20 protein-coding genes are annotated in these 17,849 nt (G+C 59.3%); 11 read left to right on the top strand and 9 right to left on the bottom strand.

What is annotated here, in order from left to right; all coding sequences use genetic code 11:
* Positions 1-47: 47 nt before the first annotated feature.
* Together AC4ANE_RS25560 and AC4ANE_RS25555 are read right to left on the bottom strand one after the other, a co-directional pair.
* Positions 48-1,244, bottom strand: a complete 1,197-nt coding sequence (locus AC4ANE_RS25560) for a class I SAM-dependent rRNA methyltransferase (RefSeq protein ID WP_005744093.1) — start codon at positions 1,242-1,244, stop codon at positions 48-50.
* Between the two features lie 81 nt (positions 1,245-1,325).
* Entirely contained in the window at positions 1,326-1,865 is a 540-nt protein-coding gene (locus AC4ANE_RS25555) for a type 1 glutamine amidotransferase domain-containing protein (protein WP_005735018.1), read from the bottom strand.
* A gap of 238 nt (positions 1,866-2,103) precedes the next feature.
* On the opposite strand from AC4ANE_RS25555, the gene AC4ANE_RS25550 reads away from it, so the two are divergent.
* The 3 genes from AC4ANE_RS25550 to AC4ANE_RS25540 all read left to right on the top strand — a co-directional run bounded on the left by AC4ANE_RS25550 (position 2,104) and on the right by AC4ANE_RS25540 (position 4,211).
* Entirely contained in the window at positions 2,104-2,916 is an 813-nt protein-coding gene (locus tag AC4ANE_RS25550; RefSeq protein WP_011169740.1) for an HDOD domain-containing protein, read from the top strand.
* 45 nt (positions 2,917-2,961) lie between these two features.
* Positions 2,962-3,774: a bifunctional DNA-formamidopyrimidine glycosylase/DNA-(apurinic or apyrimidinic site) lyase gene (gene mutM / locus AC4ANE_RS25545; protein ID WP_002555642.1), complete on the top strand. Its 813-nt coding sequence runs from the start codon at positions 2,962-2,964 to the stop codon at positions 3,772-3,774.
* Positions 3,775-3,872: 98 nt separating this feature from the next.
* Complete coding sequence (locus tag AC4ANE_RS25540) at positions 3,873-4,211, top strand: hypothetical protein (RefSeq protein ID WP_002555641.1); 339 nt, start codon at positions 3,873-3,875, stop codon at positions 4,209-4,211.
* Between the two features lie 8 nt (positions 4,212-4,219).
* Here the strand turns inward: AC4ANE_RS25540 and AC4ANE_RS25535 are convergent, their stop codons facing one another.
* Together AC4ANE_RS25535 and coaD are read right to left on the bottom strand one after the other, a co-directional pair.
* Positions 4,220-4,471: a YfhL family 4Fe-4S dicluster ferredoxin gene (locus AC4ANE_RS25535; RefSeq protein WP_002555640.1), complete on the bottom strand. Its 252-nt coding sequence runs from the start codon at positions 4,469-4,471 to the stop codon at positions 4,220-4,222.
* A gap of 98 nt (positions 4,472-4,569) precedes the next feature.
* A complete protein-coding gene (gene coaD, locus AC4ANE_RS25530) occupies positions 4,570-5,049 on the bottom strand; it encodes a pantetheine-phosphate adenylyltransferase (protein ID WP_002555639.1) in 480 nt (159 codons plus the stop codon).
* A 314-nt stretch (positions 5,050-5,363) separates the two neighbouring features.
* Between coaD and AC4ANE_RS25525 the strand changes: the two genes are divergently transcribed.
* Both AC4ANE_RS25525 and AC4ANE_RS25520 read left to right on the top strand, forming a co-directional pair.
* Positions 5,364-6,026 carry a TetR/AcrR family transcriptional regulator gene (locus AC4ANE_RS25525; protein ID WP_002555638.1) on the top strand — a complete coding sequence of 221 codons (663 nt, stop codon included), beginning with the start codon at positions 5,364-5,366 and terminating at the stop codon, positions 6,024-6,026.
* A gap of 54 nt (positions 6,027-6,080) precedes the next feature.
* Positions 6,081-6,938: a sulfurtransferase gene (locus AC4ANE_RS25520; protein ID WP_002555637.1), complete on the top strand. Its 858-nt coding sequence runs from the start codon at positions 6,081-6,083 to the stop codon at positions 6,936-6,938.
* 16 nt (positions 6,939-6,954) lie between these two features.
* Here the strand turns inward: AC4ANE_RS25520 and AC4ANE_RS25515 are convergent, their stop codons facing one another.
* The 4 genes from AC4ANE_RS25515 to AC4ANE_RS25500 all read right to left on the bottom strand — a co-directional run bounded on the left by AC4ANE_RS25515 (position 6,955) and on the right by AC4ANE_RS25500 (position 11,811).
* Positions 6,955-7,980, bottom strand: coding sequence for a hydrolase (locus AC4ANE_RS25515; RefSeq protein WP_031595041.1), 1,026 nt, complete (start codon positions 7,978-7,980; stop codon positions 6,955-6,957).
* Positions 7,981-8,336: 356 nt separating this feature from the next.
* Complete coding sequence (gene rsmD, locus AC4ANE_RS25510) at positions 8,337-8,969, bottom strand: 16S rRNA (guanine(966)-N(2))-methyltransferase RsmD (protein WP_460408594.1); 633 nt, start codon at positions 8,967-8,969, stop codon at positions 8,337-8,339.
* On the bottom strand, positions 8,969-10,462 hold the full coding sequence (locus AC4ANE_RS25505; protein ID WP_460408592.1) for a M16 family metallopeptidase: 1,494 nt from the start codon (positions 10,460-10,462) through the stop codon (positions 8,969-8,971). Before AC4ANE_RS25505 ends, rsmD begins: the two co-directional genes overlap by 1 nt.
* Positions 10,459-11,811, bottom strand: a complete 1,353-nt coding sequence (locus AC4ANE_RS25500) for a M16 family metallopeptidase (protein ID WP_002555633.1) — start codon at positions 11,809-11,811, stop codon at positions 10,459-10,461. The genes AC4ANE_RS25505 and AC4ANE_RS25500 overlap by 4 nt, the downstream gene beginning before the upstream one ends.
* A 256-nt stretch (positions 11,812-12,067) precedes the next feature.
* Between AC4ANE_RS25500 and ftsY the strand changes: the two genes are divergently transcribed.
* The 4 genes from ftsY to rpoH all read left to right on the top strand — a co-directional run bounded on the left by ftsY (position 12,068) and on the right by rpoH (position 16,230).
* The gene (ftsY, locus tag AC4ANE_RS25495; protein WP_002555632.1) at positions 12,068-13,558 is read left to right on the top strand and encodes a signal recognition particle-docking protein FtsY; all 1,491 of its coding nucleotides are present in this window, start codon (positions 12,068-12,070) and stop codon (positions 13,556-13,558) included.
* Positions 13,555-14,226: a cell division ATP-binding protein FtsE gene (gene ftsE / locus AC4ANE_RS25490; RefSeq protein ID WP_002555631.1), complete on the top strand. Its 672-nt coding sequence runs from the start codon at positions 13,555-13,557 to the stop codon at positions 14,224-14,226. Before ftsY ends, ftsE begins: the two co-directional genes overlap by 4 nt.
* A complete protein-coding gene (gene ftsX, locus AC4ANE_RS25485; protein ID WP_002555630.1) occupies positions 14,223-15,257 on the top strand; it encodes a permease-like cell division protein FtsX in 1,035 nt (344 codons plus the stop codon). The genes ftsE and ftsX overlap by 4 nt, the downstream gene beginning before the upstream one ends.
* A gap of 118 nt (positions 15,258-15,375) precedes the next feature.
* Positions 15,376-16,230 (top strand): RNA polymerase sigma factor RpoH, encoded by an 855-nt coding sequence (rpoH, locus tag AC4ANE_RS25480; RefSeq protein ID WP_460408591.1) that lies wholly within the window; start codon positions 15,376-15,378, stop codon positions 16,228-16,230.
* A 124-nt stretch (positions 16,231-16,354) separates the two neighbouring features.
* Here rpoH and mtgA read toward each other — a convergent pair whose 3' ends face one another.
* Positions 16,355-17,065 carry a monofunctional biosynthetic peptidoglycan transglycosylase gene (gene mtgA / locus AC4ANE_RS25475; protein WP_002555628.1) on the bottom strand — a complete coding sequence of 237 codons (711 nt, stop codon included), beginning with the start codon at positions 17,063-17,065 and terminating at the stop codon, positions 16,355-16,357.
* 80 nt (positions 17,066-17,145) lie between these two features.
* Here mtgA and AC4ANE_RS25470 point away from each other — a divergent pair, with 80 nt between their 5' ends.
* Complete coding sequence (locus AC4ANE_RS25470) at positions 17,146-17,526, top strand: DUF423 domain-containing protein (RefSeq protein WP_002555627.1); 381 nt, start codon at positions 17,146-17,148, stop codon at positions 17,524-17,526.
* Positions 17,527-17,638: 112 nt separating this feature from the next.
* Positions 17,639-17,839 (top strand): sulfur carrier protein ThiS, encoded by a 201-nt coding sequence (gene thiS, locus AC4ANE_RS25465; protein WP_002555626.1) that lies wholly within the window; start codon positions 17,639-17,641, stop codon positions 17,837-17,839.
* The last annotated feature ends 10 nt before the right edge of the window (positions 17,840-17,849 follow it).

Raw genomic sequence — 17,849 nt, 5'->3', positions numbered from 1 at the left:
CTCTTGCAAGGCAGAGCGTCCTGAACTGCATTCCGATGCTGGAGGCATCAGCTATTAGGCAGCAACCGGCAAGTAATGCTCTTGATGTAGCGTGTCTCGGCAATTGCCGGGTGCACCGGATGGTCCGGGCCCTGGCCGCCGCGTTCCAGTAGCTGGATATTGCGGTCCAGATGGCGGGCGCTGGTCAGGAGGATGTTTTGCAGGTCGTCTTCCGGCAGGTGCATGGAGCAGGAAGCGCTGACCAGAATGCCGTCCTTGCTGAGCAGGCGCATGGCTTGCTCGTTCAGGCGGCGGTAAGCGCCTTCGCCGTTTTTCATGTCTTTCTTGCGTTTGATGAACGCAGGTGGATCGGCAACGATCACATCGAAACGCTCTTCACCGGCTTTCAGCTCTTTCAGCGCCTCGAAAACATCGCCTTCGATGCAGGTCATTTTTTCTGCGAAGCCATTCAGGGCTGCGTTGCGCTCAACGCCATCAAGGGCGAAGGACGATGCGTCGACGCAGGTCACGTCACTGGCACCAAAAGCCGCTGCCTGAATTCCCCAGCCACCAATGTAGCTGTACAGGTCCAGTACACGCTTGCCTTTGACGTAGGGGGCAATGCGTGCGCGGTTCATACGGTGGTCGTAGAACCAGCCGGTCTTCTGCCCGGCCATCACCGGTGCTTCGAACTTCACGCCGTTTTCTTCCAGCGCAACCCATTCGGGAACCAGGCCGAACACGGTTTCGACGTAACGATTCAGACCTTCCGCATCGCGAGCGGCTGAGTCGTTCTTGAACAGGATGCCGCTTGGCTTGATGACCTGAACCAGCGCGGCAATGATGTCTTCCTTGTGGTTTTCCATGGTGGCCGAGGCCAGCTGGACAACCAGAATGTCACCGAACCGGTCCACCACCAGACCCGGCATCAGGTCTGAATCGCCGTAGACCAGACGGTAGAAAGGCTTGTCGAACAGACGCTCGCGCAGCGACAGCGCCACGTTCAGGCGGTGGACCAGCAAAGACTTATCGAGCGGCAGCTTGATATCGCGCGATAGCAAACGTGCGCAGATCAGGTTGTTGGGGCTCATGGCGACGATGCCCAGCGGCTTGCCGCCAGCAGCTTCGAGGATGGCCTGATCACCGGCTGCAAAACCATGCAGCGGGGTGGCGGCTACGTCGATTTCGTTGCTGTAGACCCACAAGTGACCGGCGCGCAGGCGGCGGTCGGCGTTGGCTTTGAGGCGCAAGCTAGGCAGGGACATGACGTCGCTCCTGAAAAAAGAGCGGGATTATAGCGCGTCATCCCGGTAGTGCGCCGGGATGACTACAATAATCGCAACCGATCAAGCCGACAGCGCTTCAATCAACTTGCTGTTGAAGGCCGGGATGTCATCAGGCTGGCGGCTGCTGATCAGCGTGCCGTCAGTGACAACTTCCTGATCAACCCATTTAGCCCCGGCGTTGACCAGGTCATCCTTCAGCGTCTTGAAGCTGGTCAGGGTTTTACCCTTCACCAGGCCTGCCGATATCAACAGCCAGCCGCCGTGACAGATAACCGCCACTGGTTTGCCGGAGCCCTCTATGTCCTTGACGAGCTTCTGTGCGTCAGTGTCTATGCGGATGGTGTCGGAGTTCTGTACGCCGCCCGGCAGAACCACGCCATGGTAGTCGCTGGCGTTGGCCGCCTTGAACGTGCGGTCGATCTTGAAATCATCGGCAGGTTTGTCGTGATTCCAGCCTTTGACCTGGCCCTCTTCGGTGGACAGGATTTCCACGGTGGCACCTGCTTGCTCCAGCGCTTCTTTCGGGCCGGTCAGTTCGACCTGCTCGAAACCGTCGGTTACAAGAATTGCGATGCGTTTGCCAGTCAGTGCTTTAGACATGGGATCCTCCAGTGTCGGGCTTTCAGGGTGGCGTCTGGCGGTCGTTTTGAGGCCGCCATATACGCCGTCAACACAAGGTCCGAAGCCTGGCATTTGGCAAAGTTCCGAGAATATCTTCGTCTTGGGTGATGGACCGTTTCCCCGCAAGGGGTCAGAATCCAGTCATTACGGTGAGTAAATTCCTATGTCCGAAGAGCTAAGCCCAGAACAGATCCAGCAAGCGTTGCAGGGTATCAGTGTGCCCCCGCAGCCGCAGATCATGGTGGATCTGCAGATGGAGCAATACATGCCCGATCCGGACCTTGGGGTAATTGCGCGGCTGATTGCGCAAGATCCGGGGTTGTCCGGGGCGCTGCTGAAGATCGTCAACTCTGCGCACTATGGCCTGTCCAACAAGATTGCCTCGATTGACAAGGCTGTGAATCTGCTGGGCAGCCGTACCGTGATCAATCTGATCAACGCGCAGTCGATCAGGGGTGAGATGACCGATGAGACCATCGTCGCGCTTAATCGCTTCTGGGACACCGCGCAGGATGTCGCAATGACCAGTCTGACGCTGGCCAAGCGCATCGGCTCGCAGACTGTGGATGAATCCTACGCATTGGGCCTGTTCCATGACTGCGGTATTCCGTTGATGCTCAAGCGCTTCCCGAATTACATGCCGGTCCTTGAAGAAGCCTACGCCAACGCAGGGCCTGATTGTCGCGTTGTCGATACTGAAAACGCTGCGTTCGACACCAATCACTCGGTGGTCGGCTATTACACGGCCAAGTCATGGCGCTTGCCTGCGCACGTGACTGACGCGATCGCCAATCATCACAACGCATTGGCGATTTTTCAGGACGATACCAGTCGCAATGCCCCGCTCAAGAACCTCTTGGCCCCCCTGAAAATGGCCGAGCACATCTGCCAGTCCTACCAGGTGCTGGGCAATCAGGGCGAAGATCACGAATGGGAATGCATTGGTGCGCTGGTGCTGGATTACGTGGGCTTGTCCGAATATGACTTTGAATACCTGAGGGAAAGCATCCGCGAGCTGGGCGCGCGCTGAGCCTGTGCGCTGCTGGCTTGCCCTTCCTGTAAAACCGAGTGATACATGCCTGAATTACCCGAAGTAGAAACCACCCGTCGCGGCATTGCACCCCATCTTGAAGGTCAGCGTGTCAGCCGCGTTATCGTACGCGACAGCCGTTTGCGCTGGCCCATTCCCGAAGATTTGGACATCCGGCTTTCCGGACAGCGCATTGTGCAGGTGGACCGGCGCGCCAAGTACCTGCTGATTCAGGCCGAAGTGGGCACGCTGATCAGCCACTTGGGCATGTCGGGCAATCTGCGCCTCGTCGAGGCCGGGCTTCCGGCGCTCAAGCACGAGCATGTCGATATCGAACTGGAGTCCGGGCTGGCCTTGCGCTACACCGACCCGCGTCGATTCGGGGCGATGCTCTGGAGCCTTGATCCGCATAACCACGAGTTGTTGATTCGTCTGGGGCCGGAGCCGCTGACTGATCTGTTCGACGGTGAGCGCCTTTACGAGCGCTCGCGCGGCAAGTCGATTGCGGTCAAACCGTTTGTCATGGACAACGCCGTGGTGGTCGGGGTGGGCAATATTTACGCGACCGAAGCACTGTTCGCGGCTGGTATCGACCCGCGACGCGAAGCCGGAGGCGTCTCACGGGCTCGTTATCTCAAGCTTGCCATCGAGATCAAGCGCATTCTGACCTACGCTATAGAGCGCGGCGGTACCACCCTGCGTGACTTCATCGGCGGCGACGGCAAGCCGGGGTATTTCCAGCAGGAATTGTTTGTCTACGGGCGTGGCGGCCAGCCATGCAAGGTCTGCGGTACAACGCTGCGTGAAATCAAGTTGGGGCAGCGCGCCAGTGTTTACTGTCCAAAATGCCAGCGCTGAAACACCAGAGGCGCAGAGCGTCAGGCCACTTGCTTAAGCTGCACCCCTGTTTATAGTGATGGCACCTTAATTATTTGCTACGCCTGAAGGACCAAGCCATGAGACCGTTTCGTATTCTTGCTGCCACGCTGGCGCTGTTTATCGGCCTGCAGGCGCTGCCTGCGATTGCCGCCGATGTCTCCACCGGCAGCGGCGATCCGGTCTACACCATTCAAAACCCGCCAGCGTTCGCGATGATCGGCGATCTGCTGATTGCCCGACCGCTGTTGATAGCAGCCACGGTCATCGGTACAGGGCTGTTCGTGATTGCAGCGCCTTTTGCAGCGGCAGGCGGCAACCTCGGCGCAACGGGCAAGGCGCTGGTGGTCGATCCGGGCAAGGCAGCCTTTGTGCGTTGCCTGGGTTGCACCGGTGACGGGTACGGCAAGCAGCAGTAAAGGCTGTATCAGACCTTGCTGGTGATGATTCGGTACTTGTCCATCAGCTGCTCTTTGCTCTCGACGTGATTTTCATCCAGGGGGATGCAGTCGACCGGGCAAACCTGCTGGCATTGAGGCTCGTCGTAGTGACCCACACATTCGGTGCACAGGTTCGGGTTGATCACGTAGATCTCCTCGCCTTGTGAAATCGCCTCGTTTGGGCACTCGGGTTCGCAGACGTCGCAGTTGATGCAATCGTCAGTGATGATAAGGGACATGAATTGCTCCTGCCGCAGCCGACGCCGGGGCACATTAAAACCAATGCGGCGAATTGTGCCGCATTAGGCTTCGGGATGCACCTTCACATGCGGTGCGTCTAGCGCTTGAAGCGTTCGGTCAGCGCCTGAGCGACGGCAGGATGAACGAATTTGGTGATATCACCGCCCAATGCCGCTATTTCACGCACCAACGTCGAGGAAATGAATGAGTAGCGCTCTGAGGGCGTGAGGAACAGGCTTTCGACGTCCGGTGCCAACTGACGGTTCATGTTGGCCAGCTGAAACTCGTACTCGAAGTCTGATACCGCGCGAAGGCCGCGCAGAAAGACGTTGGCATTCTGTTCCTTGGCAAAATGCGCGAGCAGCGTCGAGAAGCCGACGACTTCCACGTTGGGCAGGTGTTTGGTGACTTCGCGGGCCAGTTCGACGCGTTGTTCCAGAGGAAACAGCGGGTTTTTCTTCGGGCTGGCGGCAACCGCAATGACCACGTGGTCGAACAGGCGCGAGGCGCGCTCGACCAAATCTCCATGGCCCTTGGTAATCGGGTCGAAGGTGCCTGGGTACAACACTCGGTTCATCGCGTCGTCCTGGTCGGAGTCCGTTGTGGGACTCGGATGGTATCGCAGCCTTCCCGATGGGCCAAGCTGCGTAATAAGCGCCAAGCGTCGTATTGCGCCGATTATCGGCCATGTTTCAGCCCAAACCCCCGATTTTGGGGCTATTTACTGTGGTGCGGATGATGCTCGACGCGCAGCAATTGGCTAAGACACCTTGTGTTCAGCTTGCCTGCGTCGACTCTTCACTGGTGCTGCTTCGATTCTGCCACCATTGCGGCATCTGCCTGCGTTAAGATTGCCATCATCTGATTAGCACTTAGAGTGGCCTTGTCCGCATGGCAACCCGTACCAAAACCCGTGAACGCATCGTGCAAACCAGTCTGGAGCTGTTCAATCAGCAGGGCGAACGAAGCGTGACCACCAATCATATTGCTGCGCACATGGAAATCTCGCCCGGCAATCTCTATTACCACTTCGCCAACAAGCAGGTGATCATCGCCGAGTTGTTCACCGAGTATGAAACGCTGGTGGGCAGTTTTCTGACCCTGCCTGCCGACCGCCCGCCGACCATCGAAGACAAGCGCGATTATTTTCTGGCGATAATGGACGCCATGTGGCGCTACCGTTTTCTGTACCGCGACCTTGAGCATCTACTGACGTCGGATGCAGAGCTGGCGAGGCGTTACCGGCGCTTTTCGTATCGCTGCCTGATGCAGGCGATGACTATCTATCGGGGGTTTATCAAGGCTGGCATCCTGAAAATGGATGAATCGCAGATCGAATGGACCAGTCTCAACACCTGGATCGTTCTGACGTCGTGGGTGCGTTTTCTGTGCACCAACCGGGAAAACGCTACAGAGTTGAACGAATCGGCGATTCGACGTGGCGTCTATCAGGTACTTATGCTCGAATCTGTGTTTGTCGCGCCTCAGGCTCGCGAAGCGTTCGACGCGCTATGCGAAACGTTTCACTCGACGTTGCCTGAGGTTCTGATGTGAATTTCAGAGCCGATGAGCGGCCTGCTTGTCGGTTCTCTGCCACAGGAGTGTGTCATGTCCATTGCGCAACTGATCAGCCCCGAGCAACTGGCTGCACGACAGAAAACCCCAGGTCTGGTGATTCTCGATTGCCGTTATGCGCTTGAAGATTCCGATTACGGTCAGCGCACTTACGCCCAAGGGCGTATCGAGGGCGCGTCCTTTGCCGATTTGAAGCGCGACCTCAGCGGGCCGATGATCAAGGGCAAAACAGGCCGCCACCCGCTACCGGACCCCGACGCCTTGTTACAGTGCTTTCAGGCATGGGGTATCAACGCTGACAGCGATATCGTGCTGTACGACGACGGACCTGGAATGTATGCCGCGCGCGCCTGGTGGTTGCTGGCCTGGATGGGCAAGCGCGAAGGCGTGTACCTGCTCGATGGAGGGCTGAAAGCCTGGCACGCCGCCGGGTTGCCGTTGAGCCTTGACGCGCCGAATCGTGAGCCAGGCAGTTTCAGCGGTGAGCCGGACATGTCGATGGTTCTCAGCGGCAGTCGCTTGCATGGCCGTCTCGGTCGCCCGGAAATGACCTTGATCGACGCCCGCGCCGAGGCGCGCTTCCGAGGTGACGTAGAGCCTTTGGACCCTGTCGCCGGGCATATTCCAGGTGCTCAGTGTGCGGCCTGTACCGATAACCTCGGGCCGGATGGACGCTTTTTGCCACCTGAGCAGCTCAGGCAGCGTTTTGCCGAAAAATTGCAGGGTCGTCCGCCGGAAAGTCTGGTGTCCTACTGCGGATCAGGCGTCACGGCCTGCCATAACCTGTTCGCCCTGTGTCTGGCCGGCTATCCGCTGGCAACGCTGTATGCGGGCTCGTGGAGCGAGTGGATCAACGATCCCGAGCATGAAATCGCCACGGGCGCCGGTTGATGCTTCGTCAGCCTGATCAGGCGTTTTCGCGCTGATGTGCAGCGCTTAGCCATAACGGGATGCGGCGCTCAAGGTAATAGCCCGGATTGCGCAGCGAGCCGTCGACGAAACCGACATGCCCGCCTTTGGCGTGTAGCTCGAACTCGGTGCAGGACGACAGCTCGCTCGGTTCGGGGAGGCTGTGGGGGAACACGAACGGGTCGTCGCTGGACTGAATGATCAGCGTCGGCGTCTGAATCTGACCCAGATAGTAGCGGCTGGATGCCCTGCGGTAGTAATCCGTGGCGTCGGAAAAACCATGCAGCGGTGCAGTCACCCGTCCATCGAAGTCCCAGAACGTTCGCATGTTCTCCAGTGAGCCCAGCGCGGCGAGTTCGGCCAGCCCCTCGCTGATGCCTTCATGCTGGAAGCGATGCTGCTTGTCACGGATATACGCCAGCATTTCGCGCATGAAGTGCCGTTGATAAACCCTGGAGAACCCTTGGCCGATGCGGTTGGCGGATTCGTCCAGCCGAAACGGCACTGACACCGCCACCGCGCCCCGAAGATCACTGCTGGCGCCGGATTCACCCAGGTACTTGAGCAACACATTGCCGCCCAGCGAATACCCCGCCGCATAAATCGGAGCCAATGGCCGCAGCGAACGCAAATGAGCGATCACCTCGGCCAGATCCTCGCTCGCGCCTGAGTGATAGCTGCGCGACAGCAGATTCGGCTCTCCCGAGCACCCGCGCCAGTTCAGCGCCACACTGGGCCAGCCCTGCGCCGCCAGGGCCTTTTGCAGACCGGCTACATACGGCGAATTGGACGACCCGGTCAGGCCGTGCAGTACAAGAACCAGGGGTTTATGGGGCTCATCCGGACCATGCCAGTCCATATCCAGAAAATCCCCATCCTTCAGCCACAACCGCTCGCGAGTGCGCGCCAGCAGCGTCGGCCTGCGCAGCAGCGGGCCCCACAACGTCTGCAAATGCGGATTGCCCATGCCAGCGGCCGGGACGAATGGATTGGCATGGGACAGAAAGGTAGGGCGTGTGGACACGTGCTTGCTCAACGATCGGTGCAGTGACTGAAGCTGTACGTTGCCATTAAGTGGACCGGGATGTAAGTGGCTTGACGGTGTCGTTGCGTATAGAAATGCGTTTCGTGACGCTCTGCATCGCAAAAGAGTACGCACAGCGTCCAGAACTGCATGCGACGCGGAGCGTCGCACGATAGTCGAGGTTATCGTTCCGCACGCTCCAGCGTGGGAATGCCTTTCACGACGCTCTGCGTCGTCAAGAGGATGCGGAGCGTCCAGAACTACATGCGACGCGGAGCGTCGCACGATAGTTGTAGTTGCTCCAGGGTGGGAATGCCTTTCATGACGCTATGCGTCGTCAACAGGACGCGGAACGTTCAGAGCTGCATGCCAAACGCGGAGCATTGGTTCGTGAGCTGTAAGCCCTGGCCCCGCTGCCACAACGCGTAATACACCTGACCAGCCTTTTTCTCGCGGTGCAATCGCCAACTGCCCGGCAAGCCGGTGGTCGATGGCGGGGTTTCGCTTTCGGTGTAGATCCAGGCAGTGTCGGCCAGCCAGCCGTGGCTTTCCAGCAGGTTGCAGGCTGAAGCCAGCAGGCCTTGATGGAAGGGCGGGTCGAGGAACACCACGTCAAAGGGCGATGCCGTGGCGGTTTCCAGATGGCGCAGGGCGTCGGTCTGGGAGACCTGGCCGCTGGTGCAGTTCAGTGCGTTGAGGCTCTGGCGCAGGCTGGCGATGGCTGCCGCGTTGCTGTCCAGCGCCAGGCCCATGCTGGCGCCACGGGACAGGGCTTCGAAATACAGTGCGCCGCTGCCAGTGAAAACGTCCAGCACCCTGGCACCAGCGATGTAGGGCGCCAGCCAGTTGAACAGGGTTTCGCGCACGCGATCAGGCGTCGGGCGCAGGCCGGGGGCGTCGGGGAAGGTCAGGCGACGGCTGCCCCATTCTCCGCCGATGATACGAAGCTGACCCAGGCCGTTGTGGCCCTTCGGACGTGGATTGGCCATCAGTGTTCCGGGACCCCTACAGGTTGGCGAGTGGGTTTGTCGGTCGGTGCCGGCAGTGGCTTCTGCTCCACGGTCGGGCCAACGGTAACAATGACCATCTTGTCGGCGCTCAGGTGCTTGCTCATCGCAGCTTTCACCTGTTCGACGGTCACGCTCTGGGCGGCGGCCATGTAGTCCTCAAGGTAGGTCAGCGGCAGGTTGTAGAAGCCGATTGCACCTAGCTGACCCACGATGGCCGAATTGCTGGCTGCGGTGAGCGGGAAGCTGCCGGTCAGTTCGCGTTTCACATCGTCGACTTCTTTCTGGGTCGGGCCGTTGGCGAGGAAGTCGCGAACGATGTCCTGCACCAGCTTGAGGGTGTTTTCGCTCATTTCCGCACGCGTTTGCAGGCCGATCATGAACGGTCCGGCAACCTGCATGGCGGTGAAGCCTGACGACACACCGTAGGTCAGGCCGCGTTTTTCCCGCACTTCGGTCATCAGTCGACTGCCAAAGCCGCCACCACCCAGTACCGAGTTACCCACGGTCAGCGCCGCGTAATCCGGGTCGTTACGGTCGATGCCCAGTTGCGCGAGCATCAGGTGGGTCTGGTTGGACGCGAATTCGATATGCGTGGTGCCTGCCTTCGGTTCAACCGGATCGGCGGCCTTCGCCAGCGCCGGGCCTTTGGGCAGCGAGGCGGAAACCTGCGCCGCGACGGCTTGCGCTTCGTCTCGCGACAGATCGCCTACCAGAGCAATCACCGCGTTGCCTGCCGCATAGCCTTTGGCGTGGAAAGCCTTGAGCTGAGCCAGGGTAATGGCATTGATGCTTTTTGCGTCGCCTTCGCTCGGGTGAGCGTAGGGATGGTCGCCGTAGAGACGGTTGAACAGTTCCTTGCTGGCGATAGCGCCGGGGTTCTGTTTCTGAGTCTCGAAGCTGGCGATCAACTGGTTTTTGATACGGGCCAGAGAGTCGGCAGGGAAGGTGGGCTTGCCCACGACTTCGCTGAACAGCTTCAGTGCCGGGTCGCGCTTGTCGGCAGCACTCAGGCTGCGCAAGGACGTGACCGCCATGTCACGGTAGGAACCGTTGCTGAAATCCGCTCCCAGGCCTTCGAAGCCCTGAGCGATGGCATTGACGTCCTTGCCTTTGACGCCCTCGTTGAGCATGGCGTTGGTCAACAGGGCAATGCCGGGCGATTTCTGGTCCTGGCTGCTGCCTGCGGCGAATGTCAGGCGCATGTCGAACATCGGCAATTCGCGTGATTCCACGAACAGCACCCTGGCACCCTCGGCGGTATTCCAGGTTTGTATGTTCAGGGCACGACGGGCCGGCGCCTTGCCGTCCAGTTCCTTGAGGGTTTGCAGGTTGCTGCCCAGTGCAGGAGTGGTCTGGCCCTGCTCGGCAGGGGCGGCGTTGTCTGCCACGGCTGGCAATGCGACAAAGGTGCCGAGTGAACCGGCCAGGATCAGGCCAAGCAGCGCATGACGTGGAGCGTTGCGCGTGATCATTTGGCTTTCTCCTCAGGCAGAACGTGCGCAACGCTGAGGCGCTCACGGGTGAAATAGGTATTGGCTGCTTTCTGGATGTCTTGCGGGGTCACGCTTTGCAGCGCCTCCAGTTCATTGTCCATCAGCTTCCAGGACAGACCGACGGTTTCAAGCTCGCCGATCATGGTCGCCTGGCTGGTAATCGAGTCGCGTTCATAGACCACGCCCGCAATGACCTGAGCCCGAACGCGCTCCAGTTCTTCGGCCGACGGTGCCTTGGTTTTCAGCTCGTCGAGCAGACGCCAGATGCCGGCTTCCACATCGGCCAGGGTCTTTTTCTTTTGCAGATTGGGTGTAGCGCTGATCATGAACAGGCTGTCGCCGCGAGCAAATGCGTCGTAGCGCGACGATGCGCCGGAGACCAGTTCTTCGCCACGTTCCAGGCGTGAGGAAATGCGTGCGCTGTAACCACCGTCGAGCAGTGCCGCAATCAGGCGCAGGGCATTCGCCGAACGTGGGTCTTCAGCGGTCGCAACGCTTGGCACGTTGAAGCCGTAAATCAGGCTCGGCAACTGGGTTTTGACGTGCAGAGTGATCTTGCGCTCGCCCGGCTCGGCCAGTTCCAGCGGTTTTTTCGAGGGCGGCACGTCGCGGCGCGGGATCGGCCCGAAGAAACGCTCTGCCAGGGCTTTGACCTCGTCCGGCTGCACATCGCCAACCACCACCAGCGTGGCGTTGTTCGGCGCATACCAGGATTCGTACCAGTGGCGCAGCTCTTCAACCTTCATGCGCTCCAGGTCCGCCATCCAGCCAATGGTCGGCGTGTGATAGCCGCTGGCAGGGTAGGCCATCGCCTTGAAGCGTTCGAATGCCTTGCCCATCGGCTTGTCATCGGTGCGCAGGCGACGCTCTTCCTTGATGACTTCGATCTCGCGGCTGAATTCGTCGGCGGGCAATTTCAGGGTTGCCATGCGATCGGCTTCCAGTTCCAGCGCTACGCTCAGACGATCGCGGGCCAGGACCTGATAGTAGGCGGTATAGTCATCGCTGGTGAACGCATTCTCTTCAGCGCCCAGATCGCGCAGAATCAGCGAGGATTCACCCGGTCCGGTCTTGCTGCTGCCCTTGAACATCATGTGCTCAAGCGCATGGGACAGGCCGGTCTGGCCGGGTGTTTCGTAGCTGGAGCCGACCTTGTACCAGATCTGCGATACCACCACTGGAGCGCGGTGGTCTTCGCGGACGACAACTTTCAGGCCATTGTCCAGGGTAAATTCATGAGTCGGTTGCGAATCAGCAGCCAATGCTGTCAAGGGCAGACAAATAGTGCTGAGCAGCAGGCCTGCGGCGCGGCGGGCTAGAGCATTCATTCGTAGTTTGAACCTGTAGGACGGCCCGCGTGAACTTAGCGTCGGCGGGCGCGGGGGTGTTAGGATACTGATCCGTTTGCTTCAGAGACAGCCTTCACTGGCCGATTGCGAGTGAAACCTGTCTGAAACGCAGGTAAAGGTAGCGCTTCAAGCGGCCGTTGAGTGAACAAGAAGTCCTAAACGCAGTCTGTTTTGCATGTCAGAATTTTTCCGGGTCGCCCTCTGGCGCCCCGCAACCTTGAGATAGCCGTCCTCCATGTTTGGTTCCAACGACGACAAGAAGACCCCAGCCGAGGCTGGAGAGAAGAAAGGCCTGTTCGGATGGCTGCGCAAGAAACCGCAGCAAGCCGAGCCAGCGCCACAAGAATCATCCCCGACGCAACCCGATCCGGTCCACGACCCGGTTGTGATCACGCCGCAGGTTGAGCCTGCTGTTGCCTCGCAATCTGTACCCGAGAGCATCGTCGAGCCGGTTGCGAATTCGCAGCAAGGCCATGTCAAGCCAGGTGCGCCGTCGCCTCAGCCGTGGCTGACCTTGCCGGTAACCGAGGAGCCAGTGGCACTGAGTGACGAGCGCGAGCCGCACATCACCCCGCCAATTCCAGAGCAAAGTCAGGCTCATGCCATGCCCGAGCCGGTCGCAGCGCAACCTGTGGCTGATATCGTGCCGCTGAGTGTTCCCGAGCCACTACTGGTTCAGCCTGTTCCAGAACCAGAACCCGTCGTAGCGCAGGCTGTGCCACAACCGGTAGCGCCTGTTCCGCAAGTGGTTCCTGCTCTGGCCCCTGCTCCGGTACAAGAGCCCGAAACCGGCAAGGTCGGCTTCTTTGCTCGCCTGAAGCAGGGGCTGTCGAAAACCAGCGCCAGCATTGGCGAAGGCATGGCCAGCCTGTTCCTGGGCAAGAAAGCCATCGATGATGACCTGCTGGAAGAAATCGAAACCCGTTTGCTGACCGCCGATGTCGGCGTTGAGGCCACATCGGTCATCATCAAGAGCCTGACTCAGAAGGTCGCGCGCAAGCAGTTGACCGATGCTCAGGCGTTGTACACCTCGTTGCAGGGCGAACTGGCTGCGATGCTCAAGCCTGTCGAGCAACCGCTGGTGATCAAGGCCGAACACAAGCCGTTCGTGATTCTGGTGGTCGGCGTCAATGGCGCGGGCAAGACCACCACCATCGGCAAGCTGGCCAAGAAGCTGCAACTGGAAGGCAAGAAGGTCATGCTGGCCGCGGGCGACACGTTCCGCGCTGCAGCCGTCGAGCAATTGCAGGTCTGGGGTGAGCGTAATCACATACCGGTCATCGCTCAGCACACCGGTGCCGATTCCGCCTCGGTGATTTTCGATGCCGTGCAGGCCGCCAAGGCCCGTGGCATTGATGTGTTGATCGCCGACACCGCCGGTCGCCTGCACACCAAGGACAACCTGATGGAGGAGCTGAAGAAGGTTCGCCGCGTGATCGGCAAGCTGGACGCAGATGCTCCTCACGAAGTCCTGCTGGTCCTCGATGCGGGCACCGGGCAGAACGCTATCAATCAGGCCAAACAATTCAACCAGACGGTTACGTTGACCGGGCTGGCGCTGACCAAGCTGGATGGCACAGCCAAAGGCGGCGTGATTTTCGCCCTGGCCAAGCAGTTCGGCTTGCCGATTCGCTATATCGGCGTTGGTGAAGGTATCGATGACTTGCGTACCTTCGAGGCCGAACCCTTTGTTCAGGCACTGTTTGCGGAGCGGGAGCGTCCATGATTCGATTCGAGCAGGTCGGTAAGCGCTACCCGAATGGACATGTCGGGTTGCATGAACTGAGCTTTCGAGTACGTCGCGGCGAGTTTTTGTTTGTCACTGGTCATTCCGGTGCCGGTAAAAGCACGCTGTTACGCCTGTTGCTGGCCATGGAGCGTCCGACCACCGGCAAACTGATGCTGGCCGGCCAGGACCTTGGGCAGATCAGCAACGCACAGATCCCGTTTCTGCGTCGTCAGATCGGCGTGGTGTTCCAGAATCACCAGTTGCTGTTCGATCGCACGGTGTTCAACAACATCGCGTTGCCCTTGCAGATCCTCGGTCTGTCCAAGCCCGAGATTGCCAAACGGGTCGATTCGGCCCTTGAGCGTGTGGCGTTGTCCGATAAGGCCGAGCTGTACCCCGGCGACCTGTCCACCGGTCAGCAACAGCGTGTCGGGATTGCTCGCGCCATTGTCCATCGCCCGGCCTTGCTGCTGGCCGATGAACCGACCGGTAACCTCGACCCACGTCTGGCGGCGGAAATCATGGGCGTGTTTGAAGATATCAACCGACTGGGGACCAGCGTGCTGATCGCCAGTCACGACCTTGCATTGATTGCCCGCATGCGCCATCGCATGTTGACCCTGCAACGCGGTCGTTTGATCGGTGACGGGGAGGCCGGAGTATGAGTGCTACACGCAGCCCCAAGGTTTCCGAACGCGTTGCGCCCAAGGCCGCCGATCCAGTGCCGCCGAAAAAGAAAAAGCAGCGTCACGACCATGATGATGACGGCCCGGATTTCAGTGCGTTGTTGTCGGCGTGGCTGGAAAGCCATCGCTCCAGTCTGCTGGACAGCCTGCGACGTCTGGCCAAACAGCCGATAGGCAGCTTTTTTACCTGTCTGGTGATGGCGATTGCCTTGAGCCTGCCGATGGGCTTGTCATTGCTGCTAAGTAATGTCGAGCGTCTGGGTGGTTCATGGCAGCGTGCGGCGCAGATTTCCATCTACCTGAAGCTGGATGCCAATACTGCTGATGGCACTCGCTTGCGCGATGAAATCAAGTCGATGCCCGGTGTGGCAGATGCCGAGTACATCAGCAGCGAGCAGGCATTGGGTGAATTCAAGCAACAGTCCGGTCTGGGCGAGGCGCTCAAGGAATTGCCAGAGAACCCGCTTCCAGGCGTGGTGTTGGTAACGCCGGATGAAGTGGACAAACCTGCGCTGGAAGCCTTGCGCACGCGGTTGGCAGAACTGCCTAAAGTCGAGCAGGCGCAACTGGATCTGGTCTGGGTCGAAAGGCTGGCCGCGATCCTCAAGCTGGGTGACCGATTCGTTTTCGGCTTGACGGTTTTGCTTGTCTCAGCTTTGCTGTTAGTAATTGGTAACACAATTCGTCTACATATTGAAAACCGCCGTATCGAAATCGAAGTTATCAAGCTGGTGGGCGGTACTGACAGCTACGTGCGCAGACCCTTCCTTTATATGGGCGCGCTGTACGGTTTCGGGGCAGGTATCCTGTCCTGGGGCGTTCTGGCTTATGGCCTGAACTGGCTGAACGGTGCGGTCGTCGGGCTGGCAGGTCTCTATGGAAGCGACTTTGCGCTGGCAGGTGTTCCGATGGGTGATGGTCTTTCGCTCTTGCTTGGAGCGGTTCTGTTAGGGTATATCGGTGCCTGGATTGCGGTCGCTCGTCACTTGCGTGAGCTGGCGCCCCGTTAGAGGCAAATTTTTCGTTCACCAGACTGGCTTCTGAAAATCAAGGAACTTGGTTAGCGGTTCCGGGTCAATCTGGCTATTGCTGAACTGCACATAACCTGTGCGCTGGAGGTTTTTTCGTATGACCACTTCTTTGCGACCTGCTTATGCTTTAGTCCCGGGTGCGAACCTTGAGGCCTATGTGCACACGGTCAACAGCATTCCCTTGCTGACGCCCGAGCAGGAGCGTGAACTGGCTGAAAGTCTCTACTATGAGCAGGATCTGGACGCGGCCCGACAAATGGTCCTCGCCCACCTGCGCTTTGTCGTGCACATCGCTCGCAGTTATTCGGGTTACGGTCTGGCTCAGGCTGACCTGATTCAGGAAGGTAACGTTGGTCTGATGAAGGCCGTGAAGCGTTTCAACCCCGAAATGGGCGTGCGTCTGGTGTCCTTTGCCGTGCACTGGATCAAGGCCGAAATTCACGAGTTCATCCTGCGTAACTGGCGCATCGTCAAGGTCGCCACCACCAAGGCGCAGCGCAAGCTGTTCTTCAACCTGCGCAGCCAGAAGAAGCGTCTGGCCTGGCTGAACAACGACGAGGTGCATCGCGTCGCTGAAAGCCTTGGCGTCGAGCCGCGTGAAGTCCGTGAAATGGAAAGCCGTCTGACGGGCCATGACATGGCCTTTGACCCGGCAGCCGAAGCGGATGACGACAGTGCGTTTCAGTCACCAGCCAATTATCTGGAAGACCACCGTTACGACCCGGCGCGTCAACTGGAAGACTCCGACTGGACTGACAATTCCACCGCCAACTTGCATCAGGCGCTGGACGTGCTGGACGAACGCAGCCGCGACATCCTCTACCAGCGCTGGCTGGCAGAAGAAAAAGCCACGCTGCACGACCTGGCGCAGAAGTACAACGTCTCCGCCGAGCGTATTCGTCAGCTGGAAAAAAGCGCGATGAACAAGCTCAAGACGTCGATAGCTGCGTAAGGCTACCCGGTGACGAAAAAACGCCCCGAGATGATCGGGGCGTTTTTGTTTGTGTACCAGCTATCGAGCGTCGCTCCGCATCGCATGCCGCTTCAGACGCTTCGCGTTCTCTTTTGTGACGCAATCACCACCGACGGCTGCTATTGAGTCCCTGCAAATACTCATCCCCACCCAACTGACGCATTTGCTGACGAATCCAGCCGGCGCGACGCGAGACGTAGCTGCTCGGGTGGCTGGCGCTCCACTCGCGCGGGTTGGGGAGGACGGCGGCGAGGTAGCTGGCCTGCTGTACAGAAAGCGCGCTGGCGTTGGTGCGGAAGTGATGTTGCGCTGCTGCCTGCGCGCCGAATACGCCTTCGTCCCATTCGACGCTGTTCAGGTACACCTCAAGGATGCGCTCCTTGGACCACAGCAGCTCGATGAGCATAGTGAACCACGCCTCCAGCCCTTTGCGCAGGTAGCTGCGACCGGACCACAGGAACAGGTTTTTCGACACCTGCTGGCTAAGCGTACTGGCGCCACGGATCGAGCCGCCGCGCTCGTTGTGCAGGATGGCCGCTTGAATGGCGTCGACGTCGAAACCCCAATGCTCTGCGAATTTCTGATCCTCGCCGGCAATGACCGCAATTTTAAGGTTGTCGGAGATCCTGTCCCACGGTTCCCAGTCGCGTTGCAGGTCGATAGGCTCGCCGTCGACCCAGGATTCGACCTTGCGTTCGACCATCAGCGCGGTGCCTGGTGGCGGTACCCAGCGCAGAACCAAAACCACGAGAACACTGCCTGCGGCGAACCACAGCAGGGCTTTGACGATGCGACGAAGGATAAACTGCAGCATAGAGATGGCTTGGCCGAACCCGTTGAGCGGGCCATTATACAGACCGTGCGCCTTTCGACGATTTTTCACTGGAGTTCCTGATGCTTCGTAGCTTTTTGATGCTTGCTGCCTTCTTTGGCTTCACGGGTGTGGCGTTGGGCGCATTTGCCGCCCACGGTCTCAAGGAACGCCTGAGTGCCGAGTACCTGGCGGTGTTCCATACGGGTGTGCTTTACCAACTGATCCACGCGCTGGCCCTGCTCGGTGTGGCGATACTGGCGACGCACATCCCCGGGCGTCTCGTCACTTGGGCCGGATTCTCGTTCGCTATCGGCATACTGTTGTTCTCCGGCAGCCTGTACGCGCTCACCCTGACCGGCATCGGCAAGCTGGGCATCATCACCCCGTTCGGTGGTCTGGCCTTTCTGTTTGGCTGGTCGATGCTGGGTCTGGCTGCCTGGCGGTTGGGCTCTGCTCCTTGAGTGACGGCTTGCACGGCAGATCGCGCTTGAGACGAATGGCGTGGCTTTGCCTTGGTCATACCCGCTGATCGGGCTAGAATGCTGGCCCCCCAAAAATGATGGCTGCTCTCGCATGCACATTCAGTTGAACGGTGAACCCTTTGAATTGCCCGATGGCGAAACCGTCGCGGCATTACTGACCCGCCTGGACCTTGCCGGACGCCGGGTTGCGGTGGAACTGAACCTGGATATCGTGCCGCGCAGTCAGCATGCGGCGACCGTCCTGGGTGAAGGCGATCAGGTCGAAGTGGTTCATGCCATTGGCGGTGGCTAGTTCGCAACCT

This window comes from Pseudomonas sp. Pme6b (assembly GCF_058129925.1).
Note: the sequence above shows the minus strand (reverse complement) of the source record. Positions and strands in the feature narration are given on the sequence as shown.